The following is a 17,227-nucleotide window of genomic DNA, read 5'->3' on the forward strand; positions in this document are numbered from 1 at the left end:
GCCTAAGCGCCGTATTTTGTTGGAATTCCTACAAGATTCCCTTCTAATACTAGGATAGAACTAGTTTCCCAGGATAAACCATGGCTTTCCAGAAATTCCCTTTTTTGATCTCCCGATCTAAACTTTTTCAATTTTTTGCAATCTTACTCATCTCCGTTTCTCTGATCGGAGTACTTGCGGAGCCTAAAAAAGGTGTACATGAAGACGTTTTCGAATATAAGGTAAAGAAAAATGATACTTTATCCAAGATCGCAAAGGAATTTCTACAAGATCCAAGGAACTGGAAAGAATTATTAAAATATAATGAAATTCCAAACCCTTCTTTGATTAGAGAAGGCACCACACTTTTGATTCCAGGCTTTTTAAGAAAGGACACCATCTCTGCTACCGGTGAAATTATAAAACCGAATGCAGGCCCTGTGGCGGTAGCCGATTTTCAGAAGGGACAGGTCCAATTCTCCAGAGATTTTACTCCGACCGGACTTCCCGCAAGCTGGTCCAAACTTTCTAAAGACCAATTATTGAATATGGACGATTGGGTCCAGACAGGACAAGGTTCTTCTTCTAAGATCATATTTACCAAAAACGGAACCGTTGTAGAACTCAGAGAAAAAACTTTAACTAGGATCGTAAAAACGACTTCTGAATCCATCTCAGAATACAAACTGAACAAGGATGGAGGAATTCTTGAACTCAAATCGGGATATCTGGAAGCAAAGGTTCCTCCTAAAAAACCGGGAGACGATACCCGCAAATTTATGGTAGTCACTCCTACAGCAGTAGTAGGAGTAAGAGGAACAGAATTATATGTTAATGCTCCAGATCCTGAAAATACTACGGTAGGATGTTACAAAGGAGAATTAGAAGTCTCCGCCGAAGGAAAAACAGTAGCGGTCCCTGCAGGATTCGGAACTACTGTGGTAAAAGGACAGGCTCCTTCCAAACCGGAAAAACTTCCCGAAAAGGTTGAGTTAGAGTGAGAATTCTGGATCGGAATATTATAAAATATAAATTTTCATTTTTATTATCTTTCCTGCTTCTTCTTTCAGGAGAGGCATTTTCAGAACAACAGAGAGTGAGCCTTCGTTGGAAGCCCAGCCAAGGCGCTGAAAGTTATTTATTAGAACTTTCCGAAGATAGGGATTTTTTAAGAGTTCATCATTTTTATAAGACCAAAAATTTCCGTTACGAGTTCAATTCTCAAGATTCCAAATTTTACGTACGCGTTGTTGGAATAAATGTGGATGGCGCGAGAGGAGTATCTTCTCCCATAATTTCTTTGGCGGATAAATTTGCTGCAGCACCTAAAGTAAAAGTAGAAAGACCTTCTACAGTAGTCGCTTCTTCCGAAGAATTGCGAATCTCACTCGGTGATCCTAAAACAAGCGGACCTTCTTCCAATTCTCCCGGATCTCCAAATTCGCAAAAGCAAGTTCCTGTCTCCACTTACTATCGTGTTAATGGAGGGGAATGGCAGAAGTATGAAGGATCTATTTCTCTTTCCCAAGAAGGTTGGAACGAGGTGGAATTTTACTCCGAAGATATATTAGGAAATAAAGAAACACCTAAAAAAACAAAATATCTGAAAGACACGACCGCACCTCAAGTCCGTTTAATCGGGGAAAAGAAGGGACAATCTGGCCTAATAGAAATAAAATCCGGAGCAGAACTTACATTACAAGTTACCGAAGAAGGAGCCGGAATGGAAGAGATCACAATCAATCTTGCTGCAAGAGATGGAAGCGGGGCTGAAGTAAATCTAACTCTTTCCGGAGAAGAAGCTAAGAAGCCGATTAAAATTTCGTCCGCAGACATTGACGGACTTTCTATTCTTCGTTGGGAAGCAAATGACAAAGCAGGAAATTATATCCAATCCGAGATCCCTTTGTTAATAGATGCAAAACATCCGGTATGCCTATTCGCTCCTACGGAAGGAAAACTAAGAGAAGATGGGATCTATTATTTAAAAGAAAATGGCCTTATAGCAATACGTTGTGAAGATCCAGGAACTGGGTCAGGACTTTCAAAATTGGAATATAAGATTGGTAATGGTCCTGTCCAACCCTATCAAAATCCGATAGGGTTCAACGCAGGAATTCATTCTGTCACGGTATTTACTTCGGACAGAGTAGGAAACCGTGCAGAGTTCAAAATTAAAGTAAACGCATTACGACCGGATTGGCAGAAGACCGGATCAGAACTCCAAGAAAAATAGTTTATTAACTTTTTATAATACCTCATACAAAAGGCCGATTTTTAAAAAGTGTATGACGTAGACTATAAATGAGGAAAGAGGCAGGGACCCGTATTTTCAACGGATCCCTTTTGGTTTCTAATTTTCTGTGCTTGGTGAAGAAGCAGAAGGACTTGCAGGCTTGGCTGCCGGAGCAGGAGCGCTCGGTTTATTATCCACTTTTTGGATTTTAGTTTCAGGAGGAGTGGTATCCACTATAAAGGCGATCTTCTTAACTTCGCTTTCATTACCTACGGAATCTACCGACTTAGCTTCGATCGTATGATTTCCTTGTGCTTCTACGGAAACAGGATCTGCATAGGACTTCCATTCTCCGGAATCTATTTTGTAAAAGATCTGCTTAATTCCGGATAATGTATCGGAAGCTTTAATAGTAAATGCGTTCCCGCTTTTTACGAAAATTTTATCTTTTACGGTAACAAGCGCTGAACCGAAAAGTTCTACCAAAGGTTTCTCTTGGTCGACGGTCACTGCCAAAACAGAATCAGTAGAAGTATTTCCGGATTTATCAGTTGCAGAAAACTTAATAGTATTCACTCCCGCTTTTTCCAACTGGATTGGTCTACCATCATACACCTTTGGTTCGGAACCATTGATCGAAATTTTGATATCTTGAACACCTGCCAGGTTATCCTGAGCGGTAACGGAATAAGTCAAAGTTTTTGTAGCATAGTTCGTATTCTCATGAACTATAAGTGCCGCACTCGGAGTGATCTTGGTAGAAGGTGGAGTATTATCAACAAGAACGTTAAAATGTTTTTCAGGCTCTTTGTTTCCCGCTTTATCTACCGCTCTATAAGTGATCTTAGTCAAACCTTCTCTTACTAATGTGATGGAAGAAACATATTTAGTGTAATCCCCCGATCCGATCTTGTATTCGATATAATCCACTGTGGAACCTTCATCCTTTGAGTTGAATTCGAAGGATGATTGGGAATTGATATATAGATCCGGTTTTTCTCCAGACGACGATTCTCTTTCTGTTCCGGATGGTTTAGTAGTTTCTGCCTTAGGTGTGGTGGATTTCGGAGGAGCGGTCGTACCTGGCGAAGTTTGAGCGAAAATAGCGCTGGAGACTAGCAAAGTTGCTAGAAGGACCCATAAGGGATTGCGATTCATTCTTTTCTCCAATGGAAAATTAGTGTTATCACTGTTTGACGACAAAAAATCCACAGAATCTTCGCATTCTTTATGAGAAATTCGAAAAATTCAGGCTAAATTTCCTCAATTCGACTGAGGAGAAAAACTTCTATTTCTTTTCTTTTTTGGAGAAGGACCCAGCCTTCCAAAATTTATAAACAGGTAAAAAACTACCTAAAACAGGCAATAACATCAAAATAGCATAGGCTCTGGAAAACAAACTTGGGGTCCCATTCTCAACCGCATCCGTAGAATTATATAAAGTAAGATCGGAAACGATCACTACACATAAATCGTGATTTTGTAATGTAGAATATACGAAATAAACAGGAATGTAGGCGATATAAAAATACAAACAGAGCAAGAATGGAAAAGATACGAGCGCTTGACCGACCAAACCTCCAGAAGGAATCCCGAACCATATTAGAAAAAGAGATAATATGGAAACTGCAAAAGCTGCTTGGGTGAATAAAAGAAAAATGCCGCCATTTCCGTGGGTGCAAGTGCCCGCTTCGGCGAGAACAATACAAAACGGAATGAGTAAGAACAGAAGGTCCCCAAACCAAAATAGGATTTTTTTGAGTATATTCATTTATTTCGACAAAAATTCCTTTAGAGCGATCGCGTTATTATATTCCAAACTTTTGGAAGAATATAAAAAGGTGATCACTTTTTCATCCAAGGAAACTTTTAATTTTTCTAATCCTTCCAGATTCGATTTTAATTCTGCCCAATATCTTTTTTTGAATTCGGCCCAATGTTGCGGGTCATGACTATACCATTTTCTAAGTTCGTTACTGGGAGAGATCTCTTTCAACCAAAGATCGATTTTACCGGATTCCTTGCTAATCCCTCTGGGCCAAAGACGATCCACCAAAATTCTTTTCCCATCCTCTTTAGAAGGGACTTCGTATACTCTTTTAATCTTTATCTCCATCGAATTTATAAGAGAAAATCTTTCGTATCTCTTCTCGGACTATAATAGTGATAATCACTCATGCCCAAACGAACCAACATCTGGATCTTTTCTCCGGGTTTTAAAGAAGATTCTAATTCTTTTCTAATAGGATCCATTTCGGGATATTCCTGCAAAATCTGGCTCATCGGATGAAGAGAAAATCCACTTTTAGTGACAGCTAAGTGCAAACGAAGATAATCTCTTCCTGCTTGGATCCAATCAATAATCTCGTTTTGATCCGTTTTCAAAAAAATAAATCCTTTTGAACTTTCTACCTGAGAAGCGAACATATCCATTCCTGCTTTTTTATTTTCAGGAGAATGCCAACTTTCAGTTCCAGGTTTTAAGAAAAAATTTCGAGCAAAATAATATTTCAAACCGGAAACTCCTGTTGCTCTAAGAGAAAGTCCGTCTTTGAATTTTCCAATCTCGTCGTCATTATAGCGAAACCAAATCCTGGATTCTTCGTACGTATTATAAGTATCGGTTTCCATCTGCATCGCAGCGACTAATTGTTTTCTTAATTTTTCCGATCCTGCTTTGGGAATAAATTTCAGTTCAGAATACAAAATAGCAGAGTCTTTTCGGATCTTCTCAAAATCTTCCTGTGTTAGATCTTCTCCTTCATAAATACTTCTTCGAGTTACTCTATCCGAAATAAATTCAGACAAAGGATTTCGGACAAGATCTTCTTGTTTGATCAAAACAATTTTAGCGATCGGTTTTTTGCCGATATCTGCAATCGTATATTTCCCTTCCGGAAATAGGGAAACCTCCGTAGAATATCCTAATACCTGAGTTCCTAAACTTAAGTTTTCTAGGAAGGTTCCTTGGCCAATATGGATCTGCCTAAAACTGGGATCGGTATCTTTTAATAAACGTTTTTCATCCACAAACAAAAGTGCAGAATGATCATCTATAATTTTGAATTTCCAAGGTTGGACATTATGAGGGTTCGGAGCAGTGATCCCGATCCGAAGCGATTTCAGGATTGGAGAAATATTTTCAGAAAGAAATCCGGAATCGAATGGATTCTTTCTTTCATAATCATATCTGTCTTTGGAAGAACTTTTACAATATTGTAAAACCTGAGAGGTTGAGAGAAAGACTCCGAAACTAATACCATATTTCAAAAACGTTTTTCGACTAATGGAAACCATGGCCGAAAAACCTAAGGCAAATTAAGTCCAAGTCAATCCAATTCGACAGAATTATTCCCAATAATTTATCATCAACTCTTTGGACCAATCCGGTTGAGTAATCCCGGACATAGGTAAAAATTCACGCATCACGGGTTTAATATCCACAACAGGAGTTCCGTCAATCGCATCCAAGTATTTCACTAAAAGTTTTTTACCGTCCCTTCTTAGAAGTTCCACAATCGTAGATCCTATATGATTCGGACGATTTTTCTTTCTTTGAGCAAAGATACCAACTTTAGGCCATCTTTTGTTTTCCCTAGGATGTTCACTGCCTAACACAGGTTCCGTTCCGATGGATTTATGAAAGATATAGATGATCTCCAAATGGGAAAATGTTTCGATCCCATCCAAGGATTCAGTGGGAATATTATCTTCTAACTCGATCTCGGAAACGATTTCTGCCCAATAATCGTCTTGCACCTCCGATCTTGAGTTCGAGACCTTTGCGATCGGCCGAATCGTAAATTCCATAAAAGCCTCTTTATCCGAAAGGATGCCTTAAGAGACGAATGAAAACACGCTTAGGCAAGAAATTAATAAGCGAAGTCGTTTAAAATATTGTGAGAAAGCGGGAGGCCGCAGATAATACCGGCCCCGCGTTAGGTAGGTTTAGTTTCAGTCTTCCGGTCTTGTGGTTAGGTATTCTTTGAATTTTTCAAGATCATCTTCTACAATTGGAACTGTAATTGGTTCGGCTCCTGAATATAAACGAATAGCAAACCCGTTAGACTTTAATATAGCTTCTTCATCTTCCCTTTTAAGAAGGAAGGTGGCATTAAGATGGAGCACAGTGCTTGCACTAGTTTTTACTCCTCCGGAAGCAGAAGTTGATGGATTGTATCCATAATTAGGAGTCGAGTTAGTGCTAGTTGAAACAGTAGTTACAGTTTGCGATGAAACATTTCCGAACGCTAATGGTATACTCTTTTCACCAATTTTCAAAAAACCACTACGTTCAATCGGATTATTCATGGTTGTTGCATGTACCTTTACTCTCGTAACTGTTGGAACCAGAGTTTCCTTACCGATTTCTCTAGTAAAATCCATCTCAACTACATATTTAGTTAGAAATGAATCGATAAGAGTACCTGGATATGATTCTTCTGCCTTAAGTTGCAATTTCAAATTTACGCTATGAGTATTCTTAAAATTATCCTTTGTAACCCTTACTGTGCCGAACATACATCCAGTCATAGCGGATAATAAAACGAGTAATATGAGTATTCTTTTAAACAAGTTGATCCTCCAATTTATATATAGAATCCAATCACCTGCAAATCTGCGACAGGTCAAGAGAGTATTTTCGAAATTTATGATAATAAATTGAATTAGAACGTTATCTCATTTTGGATAACGTTCTATGAGGGGAAATATCTTTAGATTTATACTTTATTCCGAACTAATAATATACAAAAATGTCAATCCTGCTCCATTCCAGGCTTTGCCCTCAGGTAATATTTTAAAGTTTCTAAATCATCTTCTTGGAATGAAACAGTAACGGGCCAAGCTCCTGCATAAAATCGAATCACTAAATTTTTCGAGGATAGGATTTCTTTCTCTTGCTCAAGAGTTAATAAGAATGTTCCAGTGAACTCCCTGTTCACCTTAGTACTTGCACCTCCGGCGACCTGTTTTCCAGCACTATCCACTCCTCCGGCCCTATAACTCGTTGTTGTAATTGCTTGAGACGTGAGATTCCCGAAAATTAGATTTTCATTTTTATTTCCTATTCTGATAAAACCGGTCCTTTCAAGTGAATTGTCCAAGCGTGACCCGTAGACATTAAATCGAACGATCGTTGGCACCGTCTTTTCAATGCCGATCTCTCTGGTAAAATCCAAAATCACTTTATAAAGACTCCAACTGTCCGGTTGGATCTCATGCGATTCTAGAGACAATTTTAGATTAACTATATGAGCCTTTTTAAAGCTGTCCCGAAAAATGACAACCTCTCCAAATGAGGAACAATTTTGGATAGTTAAAGAAAAAAGAATTAAGAATAAAAACTTTATAAACAAAGGACCCTTCATCATAGGAAAAATCAGAACACCATACTCAATTTTTTAATAAGTATGGCAAATGAAATTCGTAGAAAAACTTTTGTTTTGCTATTCCCATAAACTGGACCTTACCCAAATCGGATATACAAACCCCGCTATTTCATTGACAGGGGATCGGTACCGAGATCCACTCTAATTGTGGACCGAAATCGTATCGCATTAGCAGTCACCTTTGTAGTCACCATCCTTTCCTTGTTCGTTGGACTTATCAATTTAGTATCCAATGTATCTTCTTCCAAACTAACGAAAGTTGATGCAGGTTCCGGATTCGGGACCGACAGATTGGGAGCAGCTCTAATCAAAATAGAAGGAGAGATCCATTCAGGACATTCCAGCTATGATTCTGCAGGAGCTCAAACCATATTAGAACAGCTTAGATCGATAGAAGACGACACCAATATCGTAGGCATTTTGGTTGAGATTAACTCACCGGGGGGATCCGTCGGCGCTTCTCAAGAGATCTATAAAGAGCTAATGTATCTACGAAAAGAGAAAAACAAAAAGGTTGTGGTATCAATGAAGGATATCGCTGCTTCCGGTGGATATTATATAGCCTCTGCATCAGATAAAATTTTCGCGTTAGGCGGAACCTTGACCGGCTCTATCGGAGTAATTGCGATCGCGCCGAATATCAAAGGGCTTTTAGAAAGATACGGAGTAAAAGTCCGCACTTTTAAAGAAGGAAAATACAAAGATTCACTTTCTCTTTTCCGAGACAATACTCCGGAAGAAGATGCGATGATCCAAAAAATGCTCTCCGATACATACGAAGAATTTATAGAAGATGTAGCTAAAGGAAGAAACCAAACGGTGAAATTTGTAGAAGCATTGGCAGAAGGACGGATCTACTCAGGGCAAGATGCATTCCGAAATAAACTCGTGGATGATATAGGCGGCAGAAGAGAAGCCTTAGCGGAACTTTCTAAACTTTGTAATTATGACGGGACTCTCCCTTTATTCGAAGAAGAAGTAAATCCTTGGGACAGGTTCTTCCAGCTTATGCAAGCGAAGTCTGGAGGATTTTTTGGCGGAGAAAAAGCACTTCTTCAGGAACTCAAACGTTCTCCAGTTTTAGTTTTATATCCTCAATCGATGGCATGGTAATCATCCTGTGTTGAAAGAATTATTCAGCAGATTTATAGATCTTTTAGATGCGGTATTATTCGAACCGTTTCGAGTGGAAAATGTAATTTCTTCTTGGGGAACCTATCCCCTCAAAGTAGTCGGCATCTTAGTTCTTCTACTTGCTTCGGCGAGCGCAGGAGCAGGTTATGTTTTTATCACTCCTCCATTCACCGGCAGAAGTTTCGGACAATTCGCTACTGCAGCGGCGACCCACTTGTTATTCTTCATACTTTTACCTTATGCGATCGCATTTATTGTCGATGGATTGGCTCAGTCCAGCGGGAAGAAGGGAAATGCAAATATTACTTTTAGATTTGTGAGTCTTTCTCTTTCTCTTTTTATTTCAAACGCTGCTTGGGCCATTCTTCTGGCACAATTAGGAGTAAAAGGCGGATTCGGAGTGATTACTTTGTATTCCATCCATTACGGATTGTTTATGACTGTGCTGGTTCGAGGGACTTCTTATATTTACGATCTGAAGTTTAAGGATTCCCTTCGTATCAATATTTTCACATTCCTTGTGACATTCTTTCTGCCATTATCGATGTATTCAGCGATGATCACATCTTTCAATCCTTCTCTTCCGTAACATATAATATGAATATTCTAATTACCAACGACGATGGGATCTCCTCCAACGGGATCCTTGCTTTGGAAAAAGTTTTAGGAAAAGAACATAATACCTATTTGATTGCCCCTCTAAAAGAACGATCTGCAACTTCTATGGCGTTGAGCATTCATGATTCATTGAGAGTGGAAAGAGTGAATGAAAACCATTATATCGTAGACGGATTTCCTGTAGACTGCGTGAACATAGGACTTCATGGAAATATCTTCCCTAAAATCGACTTGGTTCTCTCCGGAATCAACCGAGGAGTGAATATGGGGCATGACGTGCATTATTCCGGAACTGTAGGTGCCGCAAGACATGGCGCCATTCACAATAGAAAAAGTGTGGCTGTCAGTTCCGGAAATTGGGATAAAAACTACGATTATATTAAAGAAGCTGAATTGGTCCGTGAAATTCTGAATTCATGGATCGAGGAATTTATTCCAGGAACTGTTTATAATATTAATATTCCTGAAAAATTCGAGAACTCACTTTCTTCTATAGAACTAGCTAAGTTGGGCAGAAGGACCTATGTCGATACTTATGAATCTAAACCGATCATAGGCGGGATCTCCGACTTTTTCTTAGGAGGATCTGACCTAGGACATGTTCCTGAAGAAGGTACTGATTTCGATATATTCTTCCGTGGAAAAATACCGATCACTCCTTTAAGTTTAGATCAAACTTCTTCCCTTGAATTGGAAGATTTTAAAAAAAGGATCCGGGTCAAATCGAAGTAAATGGAAAAGAAAACTCCGAGAAAAATCCCAGCTAAAAGAAGGATTTTCACTGAAATCCTAAAAGAGAATTATACGATCGCTCTTACATTGATCGATCGGGAAATGTCCGAAACAGGAAAGGATCCGGAACTACTTTATAATTTTGCAATATGCTGTTCCAGGACCGGAAATCACAAAAAATGTGTCTCCATCATAGAGGAATTATTGGAAGAATTTCCTAAATTTTCCGAAAGAGATAACGCGTTTAGAATGATGATCTATTCTTTGATCCGGACCGGAGATTATAAAACCGCACTGGCAAAAACGGAAGAACGTCTCAAACTTTCACTCGATGATATCATTCTTCTTTCCCTAAAAGCATCTGCATTGGAAAAATCCGGGGACACAAAAGCCGCAATTGAGACTCACCTCAGAATTCTACGACTGAGACCCGAGCAAAAAAACAGCCTAAATTCGGTGGCATATCTGCTTTTAGAGGGAAAAGAACCGAATCCGGAAGAGCTCAAACTGGCCATGGAAAATATCAAGAGGGCTCTGCAATTGGATCCTGAAAATCCAGCCTATTTGGATTCTTTTGGAGTTCTGCTCAGCAAATTGGGAAAACAGGAAGAGGCCAGAAAAGCCTTCGAAAAAGCCATTACCAAAGCTCCCATGGAAGACATCATTTTGGAGCATCTGAAAAAACTAGCTCAAACAAATAGACAAGCGACTTGACACTGCGCCCTTCCGCGAAATCATGGACTTCGATCCGGGATGTAGCGCAGTGGTAGCGCATCTGTTTTGGGTACAGAGGGTCGCAGGTTCAACTCCTGTCATCCCGAATCCCTCTTTTACAAAACAAAAGACTCGGTAGCTCAGTTGGATAGAGCAACTGCCTTCTAAGCAGTGGGTCGGGGGTTCGAATCCCTCTCGGGTCACCAAACATGGTGGACGTAGCTCAGTTGGTAGAGCTCCAGATTGTGGTTCTGGCTGTCGCGGGTTCAAGCCCCGTCGTTCACCCCAATTTTCTTCTAATCTTTAACAATCAAATCAGCTTAATAAGAAATTGAGGCTTGAAGCTTTTGCACGCAAGCGTTTGCAGCGATCCGTAGAGAGCGTCGCAAACGCGCCGCGAGCCAGGATGGCGAAGCGAGTGCAAAAGACGCCGTGGAGCCAAGTCGAGCAGGATGCGAGACTGCGTAACGGCAAGCCCCGTCGTTCACCCCAATTTTCCTCTAATCTTTAACAATCAAATCAGCTTAATAAGAAATTGAGGCTTGAAGCAAGCATAGTTCATCCCAGCTCCCATTTCTCTTCCGTTAAATCTTTTTTCCAAATCTGATTCGCTTTGGATTCGGAACGAACAAAACCGAAACGTTTATATAAATTTCTAGCAGCATCCAAATTGCTCAAGGTCCAAAGAAAAATAGAAACGTTTTTGGATTTTGCATAATCCACTACAAGTTTTAGTAAATTTTTCCCGATCCCTAAATTTCTAAATTTCGGTTCCGTATAAAACCAACGGATCTGGGAAAGATTCTTGTCGGAGTGAATGATAGATATAGCTCCTGCAATATTTCCGTCCACTTCCGCGACCCAAACCTTATCGAATTCGGTTTTATGTTTTAGATATTCCGACATTCCCAGTATCAAATATTCTTCGAACGAATCATTAAACTTGTACTCGTCTCGGTACAATACTGCTTGTCTGTGGATCATATAACCTAGATCGCCGGTTCTTGCTTCCCGATAGATTACGGGAGATACTTCCTTGGATAGGACTCTAATAACAAAATTCATAGAAGAGACTAGTTCCTTTTTATCCTGCTCCGAACAATTTGCGATCAAACCTCCGATTTGGGAATTAGAAGCAACGATCAATTTGGACAAGACTTCTCTTCCTTTTTTTGTTAATTCCAAATGAAGAATACGAGAATCGTCTCTCTTAGGAGTTCTTTTTAGGATCCCCTTCTTCTCAAATTGTTGGATCGTTCTGCTTAGATAACCTTTGTCCAAATTTAATAAACGAACCAGTTGGCCCGCAGTAGTATTTTTAGAATGTCCGATCTCGTATAATAATCTAGCTTCGGTCAGAGAATAGTCGCTGTTTAAGAAATGATTATTTAAAAGCCCCAAAGCGTTCGTATAATATCTATTAAATTCACGAATAGAATCTACATAATCTTTCATAAGAAAATAATATTCAGAATAGTTGCTAAAAGCAACTATAAATCCAAAGAACGAGAAAGGAAATCTATAGTAGACCTTGGATCATTTAGTAAAAAACAAAACAATAATCGCTATCGTAATATCTGCAAAAATATGCACTAGCACCGGGTAATAAATTCCCTTACTCAAAATTCGGATAAGCCCCGTCATCAAACCATAAATCCCAGCGAGTCCGACACCTACCCAGCCTCTCGGGAATCCATGTAGATGTAAGATCCCAAAACTGAAAGCCTGGAAAACGAGAGCCCAAAAAAGTGAAAACTTTGCGCTCAGTAATGACTCAAACAAGATCCCTCTGAATAAAAACTCTTCTGCCGCCGCATTTAAGATAGCAAAGCCGATTCCTGCCGCGATAAGTAGAGGAACGTCTCCCTTTGGAAAATTCTCTTTGATATCGCTGATATCAGGATTCAAAAGATAAAACCAAAAAAATAAAGCGATACTTGCGGACAGAATAAATAGAACAGAAAATCCTAAAACCTGTTTGGAAACTTCCCCCTTAGTCCACCAACGCAATAGTCCGGTCTTTCGAATTTTTGTAAAAAATAGGAAGTAAAAAATTAAAGCAACAATCAATGTTCCAGGCCAAAGATTTTTGGCATAAGGAAATATATTAATAAAAGATAATACGAATAATGGGATATTTAGATAGAATAATGATTTCCATTTGAATTGAAACCCGATTAGCAAGAAAAGAAGGAGCAGAATAGGAACTATAAATAAGGTCCGGATTTCTTCAAAAACTGCGATGCTGAAAACGGCGACGGATACAAATGTAAAAAAACTTTCGCGGCTCCGAGCTTTATATTCTGGTAAATCGATCCTGCCGGTTTCAGAAAAGCTCATATGATCACCGTAAAAGTTTATTCAAAGAGTTGGATATCTCTAATACAAGAATCAGGACCAACAGTTTCAAAAGTACCTTGCACTGCCCAAATCCAAATCCCGTTCGGATATTCTTTTTGAGGAACAGAATCCGCATCCTTCTTCAAAAGAACCGTTGCAATTTCGGATCCGGAAAAATCCAAAACGATAGAACTATATTCTGTGTCGTTGGGAAGCCTGGATTCCTTATCCACATTGATTGCTTCTCTTTCTAAAACTTTGAGAGAAAGAGGTGGAGTATTTTTAGAGCAAGCGATTACTTTCAAACCCTTCCAATTGGTCGGAATATAAACCCCGGACTTCAGACGATGAGAAAGTCTGAGTTCCAAATCAAAATCCATTTTCATGGAAGAAGGTCTTAACTTTCTCCACTCCGTATCCAAATTCCCGTCGGCCAAATAAGGCGCCTGAGAAGAACGATCCACCAAATAGGAGTCAGTGAAATCGAATCGTAAAAAAGGAGGCTCTGATTTATAGGATTCCAACTTGGAACTCGTGGTAGAATATAAATAATAATTAGAAAAAGCCAGCCCGGCGACAAAAACGGCTGCCCAAATTTTTGAAACGGCGTTCAATTTAAAAAAATCCACTGCATCCAAAGATGCCGATTTCCTAACCGAGAAGCAAGAAGGATTTCCTTTCTTCTTGTCGAAAGAAAACCGATTTCGAATTATGATCTCGGAAAGAAATTTCAAAAAAGGCGGTTCGCGAAATGCTTATTGGAATTACCGGCGGCACGGGACTCATAGGATCCATGTTGGCGATCCGCTTGAAGGCAGAAGGACATAGAGTCCGCATCTTCAGTAGAAGTGGAAAATTGCCGCCTAGACTCCAAAGAATTTCAGAATGGGACGTTAGAATTGGTTCACTCCCCACCAGAGCAGATTTAGAAGGAGTCAATGTTCTTATCAACCTCGCAGGAGAACCAATCGCGGGGGTTCGCTGGACTCCTGAATACAAACAAAGGATTCGTTCTTCTCGTGTAGATTTCACCAGGGATTTAGTCGGAAGACTCACCTCTTTAGGTGACTTCGCGCCCAAAACATTATTCAATTCTTCCGCGATCGGAATTTACGGATCGTATGATGCGGGAACACCGCCCTTCGACGAAGATAGTCCTGCAGCGGACGACGAGTTAGGAAACCTTTGCAAAGATTGGGAAGAAGAAGCCTTAGAAGCGGAAAAAGCAGGTATCCGAACAGTTCTATTAAGAACTGGAGTCGTATTAACCACCGAAGGTGGAGCACTGGCCACAATGTTGCCTGCATTCAAATTATTTGCGGGCGGCCCAATCGGAAGCGGAAACCAAATCCTCTCTTGGGTCCATATCGAAGACCAGCTCGCTGCAATTATGTTCCTCATCAGAAAAGAAGAAGCAAGAGGAGCTTTCAATATAGTATCCCCTGAACCTCTTTCCAATGAGCAGTTCAGTAAAACTTTGGCAAAAACTCTAGGAAGACCTTCATTCACTAGAGTGCCTTCTTTCGCACTCTCACTCGCGTTCGGCGAAGGTGCCATCGTGGCAACACATGGCCAAAGAGTGGTGCCAAAAAGGCTCCAAGAACTGGGGTATAAATTCAGATACCCGAATCTGGAAGCAGCGCTTCGAAATTTACTAGGCTAAAATCCACTCAAACTCTTAAAGCCCGCGAGCGCGCGGGACCATGAAGTTTTTCGAAAAATTCTCCAAACCTCCAAAAACGGATTGTCCGATTCGATTTAGAATGGGTCTAATCTTCGTATGGAAAACACAATGCCTGGTTCATTTAACGAACTTCTCAAAACTCATGATAAACCCATCCTAGTAGATTTCTGGGCCGAATGGTGCGGTCCCTGTAAAATGGTAGCCCCTGAGCTGGAAAAATTCGCACAAGCTCACCAAGGCCAAGTCACCGTAGTAAAAGTCAATATAGACGAAAAACCTGAATTGGCTCAGCAATACGGAGTTCAATCCATTCCGACTCTGATGTTATTCAAAGGTGGAGAAATCGCTGAAAAGGTGGTGGGAGCAATTCCACAGGCACACATGGAGAAAGTTTTTGCCCCTAAATTGGCTTAAAATTTTATTCACGCTACGGGAGGAAACTCGCAACTTATTGGAGCGATTCCTTCCGCAGCAAGTTCTTGGGCGACTCCCCCGCTCACGCGAGGGCCGCGCTACTACGAACTACGCATTCGCTCCGATCACGGCAAAACATATTCAATATCCTGAATATAATTCTTATCGGCCGTGACTGCTATCGCATTCTACGTATCGCTGTCGCGGTGAAAATCACCAGTTAACGATCTCATCCACTTCTTCTTGTTCCAAACGGAAAGAATCATAATCTCCCGTGGCTTTTGGAATTGTCCTAAATAGGAAAGCCCCGAAACCTTTTGCAAAAGAATCGAATCTGGATCTTTTAGAGCCGGACACTCTATCAAAAACCGCCTGCTCTAAAAACTCGGAAAGAACAAGAGCCCCGTAAGCCTGGTCGGAAAGATCCACTCTATAAGTTTCCTTCCATTCTCTTGGCTTTTCTTCAATGCTCTTATTCCAATCGAATAAAAGATCTTCTCCTAACTGAGCAGCCGCTTTTAGTTCGGGGTATTTTTTAGCGGAGTCAAAATTTTTCTTTAATTCGGAAACGAAAGAATCTCTAATCTTTGCGCGATTCATCGCACCAAGTGCATGGTCTGTGATGATCAAGTGAGTACCTTCCCAAGTTTCATTGATGATACAATCATTATGAAGTCTTGGCAAACAAGTGTAATCGCCGATGATCCCAGAACCGCCTAATGCCATGATCGCTCTATGAGTGATCTGAGAAGAAAGAGAAGAAGATCTATATTTCATTAGAGGAGTAGAGATTTGTTCCGCTAAAATTCCCTTTTGAGTCCAATCAATCCCGCGAAAAATCGGCATGACCAAAGCAGCATACAAGATCCTCATTTCTGCGAGTTCTCTGGAATAAGCGGGAAAATCCTGGATCTTCTTACCATAAGCTGTTCTGTATCTGGAATATTCTCTAGCTTCCATGAAAGCCCGTCTGGACATTCCCGAAGCGGCAAGACCCACATGAACCCGAGATGTTCGGATCACATAACGAATGAGGTTTGCAATTCCGTGAGCAGGTCTTCCTAAAGCCTCGGCCTCCAGATCCTCATACACTATCTCTACTGTGAGTTTTCCTTTTGAGCCTATAATATCTTTTTTTCTTAATATATGATGACCGTTCAGCTCACCATTATCTTTGATCCTTGGAACCAAGAATAATCCTACTGTTTCGGTATCTTCTATCTTTGCCGTTGTGACCCAAAGATCTCCGGGATTGGAGCAAAACCATTTTTCTCCATTCAGGATCCATTTTCCATTCTCACCTTTGCGTGCGATTGTGCGGTTTGCGCCTACATTACTTCCGCCCACTCTTTCGGTCACATATTGTCCCGCCATAAAATGGGAATAGGAACCCTTCCCAGCTACTAAAGGAAGATATTTTTTTTTCTGTTCTTCTGTTCCGATCCCCTGCAGAACTCGTATCATACCTTCCGTCATTGCTAAGGGACAGGTTACTCCACCTTCTCCATTTTGGTTGGCAAGATAAGTCAAAGCCTGTCTATGAAGATCCGTAAAAGGAAATTTCCATTCATCATGAAAATCTAAATTAACAATTCCGTAATCATAGGAGATTTTTCTGGAAAGTTTTTGTTCGTGAGAATAAGCGATATGGTCTATACGATTTCCGGTTCGATCGTATTTTACTACTTCTCCGTATTTACCTTCCTTATGCGAAGCCTCTGTGAGTTCGTCTAAAATTCCACCGACCAACTCTCCATAACCTTTGAGATGATCCAACATGGCTTTTTTATGATCCGGTTTATAATCGGAAGAATATCTTTCTATCACTCTCTGGAGGATCTTGTCCTCTTCGTAAAAATTTTTACCTCTATTTCCTTTATAACCGGTTAAGTCGTAAGAAGATAAACCCGGGTTTTCTGCTAAACGTAGTGGATGATTCATATAATTCCCTAATAGTAATCTTACTTAAAACTATATTAGGGTAAA

General features: G+C 40.2%; 19 protein-coding genes and 3 tRNA genes. 11 read left to right on the top strand and 11 right to left on the bottom strand.

The features are described from left to right. Positions 1 to 80 precede the first annotated feature (80 nt). Positions 81 to 980: a FecR family protein gene (locus CH365_RS08635; protein ID WP_100768168.1), complete on the top strand. Its 900-nt coding sequence runs from the start codon at positions 81 to 83 to the stop codon at positions 978 to 980. Then, positions 977 to 2,215, top strand: a complete 1,239-nt coding sequence (locus CH365_RS08640; RefSeq protein ID WP_100768169.1) for a hypothetical protein — start codon at positions 977 to 979, stop codon at positions 2,213 to 2,215. The genes CH365_RS08635 and CH365_RS08640 overlap by 4 nt, the downstream gene beginning before the upstream one ends. A 117-nt stretch (positions 2,216 to 2,332) precedes the next feature. On the opposite strand, the gene ompL47 is transcribed toward CH365_RS08640, so the two are convergent. From ompL47 to CH365_RS08675, 7 genes are all read right to left on the bottom strand, one after another. After that, on the bottom strand, positions 2,333 to 3,373 hold the full coding sequence (gene ompL47, locus CH365_RS08645) for a multi-beta-barrel domain surface protein OmpL47 (RefSeq protein ID WP_100768170.1): 1,041 nt from the start codon (positions 3,371 to 3,373) through the stop codon (positions 2,333 to 2,335). A 130-nt stretch (positions 3,374 to 3,503) separates the two neighbouring features. After that, complete coding sequence (locus tag CH365_RS08650) at positions 3,504 to 3,986, bottom strand: hypothetical protein (protein WP_100768171.1); 483 nt, start codon at positions 3,984 to 3,986, stop codon at positions 3,504 to 3,506. After that, positions 3,987 to 4,331 carry a DUF488 domain-containing protein gene (locus tag CH365_RS08655; protein ID WP_100768172.1) on the bottom strand — a complete coding sequence of 115 codons (345 nt, stop codon included), beginning with the start codon at positions 4,329 to 4,331 and terminating at the stop codon, positions 3,987 to 3,989. 5 nt (positions 4,332 to 4,336) lie between these two features. Further along, positions 4,337 to 5,485 carry an Acg family FMN-binding oxidoreductase gene (locus CH365_RS08660; RefSeq protein WP_244283066.1) on the bottom strand — a complete coding sequence of 383 codons (1,149 nt, stop codon included), beginning with the start codon at positions 5,483 to 5,485 and terminating at the stop codon, positions 4,337 to 4,339. Positions 5,486 to 5,563: 78 nt separating this feature from the next. Continuing rightward, on the bottom strand, positions 5,564 to 6,025 hold the full coding sequence (locus tag CH365_RS08665; RefSeq protein WP_100768174.1) for an SAM-dependent methyltransferase: 462 nt from the start codon (positions 6,023 to 6,025) through the stop codon (positions 5,564 to 5,566). Between the two features lie 144 nt (positions 6,026 to 6,169). Beyond that, the gene (locus CH365_RS08670) at positions 6,170 to 6,847 is read right to left on the bottom strand and encodes a hypothetical protein (RefSeq protein WP_244283074.1); all 678 of its coding nucleotides are present in this window, start codon (positions 6,845 to 6,847) and stop codon (positions 6,170 to 6,172) included. A 125-nt stretch (positions 6,848 to 6,972) separates the two neighbouring features. Then, positions 6,973 to 7,452: a hypothetical protein gene (locus CH365_RS08675; RefSeq protein ID WP_125226303.1), complete on the bottom strand. Its 480-nt coding sequence runs from the start codon at positions 7,450 to 7,452 to the stop codon at positions 6,973 to 6,975. 300 nt (positions 7,453 to 7,752) lie between these two features. Here CH365_RS08675 and sppA point away from each other — a divergent pair, with 300 nt between their 5' ends. The 7 genes from sppA to CH365_RS08710 all read left to right on the top strand — a co-directional run bounded on the left by sppA (position 7,753) and on the right by CH365_RS08710 (position 11,091). Then, positions 7,753 to 8,718 (top strand): signal peptide peptidase SppA, encoded by a 966-nt coding sequence (gene sppA / locus CH365_RS08680; RefSeq protein WP_100768177.1) that lies wholly within the window; start codon positions 7,753 to 7,755, stop codon positions 8,716 to 8,718. Positions 8,719 to 8,725: 7 nt separating this feature from the next. Further along, positions 8,726 to 9,328, top strand: a complete 603-nt coding sequence (locus CH365_RS08685; RefSeq protein ID WP_100768178.1) for a hypothetical protein — start codon at positions 8,726 to 8,728, stop codon at positions 9,326 to 9,328. Between the two features lie 8 nt (positions 9,329 to 9,336). Continuing rightward, positions 9,337 to 10,089 carry a 5'/3'-nucleotidase SurE gene (gene surE / locus CH365_RS08690; RefSeq protein WP_100768179.1) on the top strand — a complete coding sequence of 251 codons (753 nt, stop codon included), beginning with the start codon at positions 9,337 to 9,339 and terminating at the stop codon, positions 10,087 to 10,089. Next, positions 10,090 to 10,803, top strand: a complete 714-nt coding sequence (locus CH365_RS08695; RefSeq protein WP_100768180.1) for a tetratricopeptide repeat protein — start codon at positions 10,090 to 10,092, stop codon at positions 10,801 to 10,803. Positions 10,804 to 10,838: 35 nt separating this feature from the next. Then, a tRNA-Pro gene (locus tag CH365_RS08700) sits at positions 10,839 to 10,910 on the top strand. Between the two features lie 22 nt (positions 10,911 to 10,932). After that, a tRNA-Arg gene (locus tag CH365_RS08705) sits at positions 10,933 to 11,009 on the top strand. Positions 11,010 to 11,015: 6 nt separating this feature from the next. Continuing rightward, a tRNA-His gene (locus CH365_RS08710) sits at positions 11,016 to 11,091 on the top strand. 270 nt (positions 11,092 to 11,361) lie between these two features. On the opposite strand, the gene CH365_RS08715 is transcribed toward CH365_RS08710, so the two are convergent. From CH365_RS08715 to CH365_RS08725, 3 genes are all read right to left on the bottom strand, one after another. Next, positions 11,362 to 12,258: a bifunctional helix-turn-helix transcriptional regulator/GNAT family N-acetyltransferase gene (locus tag CH365_RS08715; protein WP_100768181.1), complete on the bottom strand. Its 897-nt coding sequence runs from the start codon at positions 12,256 to 12,258 to the stop codon at positions 11,362 to 11,364. A gap of 81 nt (positions 12,259 to 12,339) precedes the next feature. Then, positions 12,340 to 13,143, bottom strand: a complete 804-nt coding sequence (locus CH365_RS08720; protein WP_100768182.1) for a CPBP family intramembrane glutamic endopeptidase — start codon at positions 13,141 to 13,143, stop codon at positions 12,340 to 12,342. Between the two features lie 17 nt (positions 13,144 to 13,160). Continuing rightward, the gene (locus tag CH365_RS08725; RefSeq protein ID WP_244283075.1) at positions 13,161 to 13,757 is read right to left on the bottom strand and encodes a hypothetical protein; all 597 of its coding nucleotides are present in this window, start codon (positions 13,755 to 13,757) and stop codon (positions 13,161 to 13,163) included. Between the two features lie 137 nt (positions 13,758 to 13,894). Between CH365_RS08725 and CH365_RS08730 the strand changes: the two genes are divergently transcribed. Then, complete coding sequence (locus CH365_RS08730) at positions 13,895 to 14,806, top strand: TIGR01777 family oxidoreductase (protein ID WP_100768183.1); 912 nt, start codon at positions 13,895 to 13,897, stop codon at positions 14,804 to 14,806. Positions 14,807 to 14,935: 129 nt separating this feature from the next. Further along, positions 14,936 to 15,241: a thioredoxin gene (trxA, locus tag CH365_RS08735; protein ID WP_008591489.1), complete on the top strand. Its 306-nt coding sequence runs from the start codon at positions 14,936 to 14,938 to the stop codon at positions 15,239 to 15,241. Positions 15,242 to 15,454: 213 nt separating this feature from the next. On the opposite strand, the gene CH365_RS08740 is transcribed toward trxA, so the two are convergent. After that, the gene (locus CH365_RS08740; protein WP_100768184.1) at positions 15,455 to 17,182 is read right to left on the bottom strand and encodes an acyl-CoA dehydrogenase family protein; all 1,728 of its coding nucleotides are present in this window, start codon (positions 17,180 to 17,182) and stop codon (positions 15,455 to 15,457) included. Positions 17,183 to 17,227 lie beyond the last annotated feature (45 nt).

Origin of the sequence: Leptospira neocaledonica (assembly GCF_002812205.1) — a bacterium.
Taxonomy (GTDB): Bacteria; Spirochaetota; Leptospiria; order Leptospirales; family Leptospiraceae; genus Leptospira_B; species Leptospira_B neocaledonica.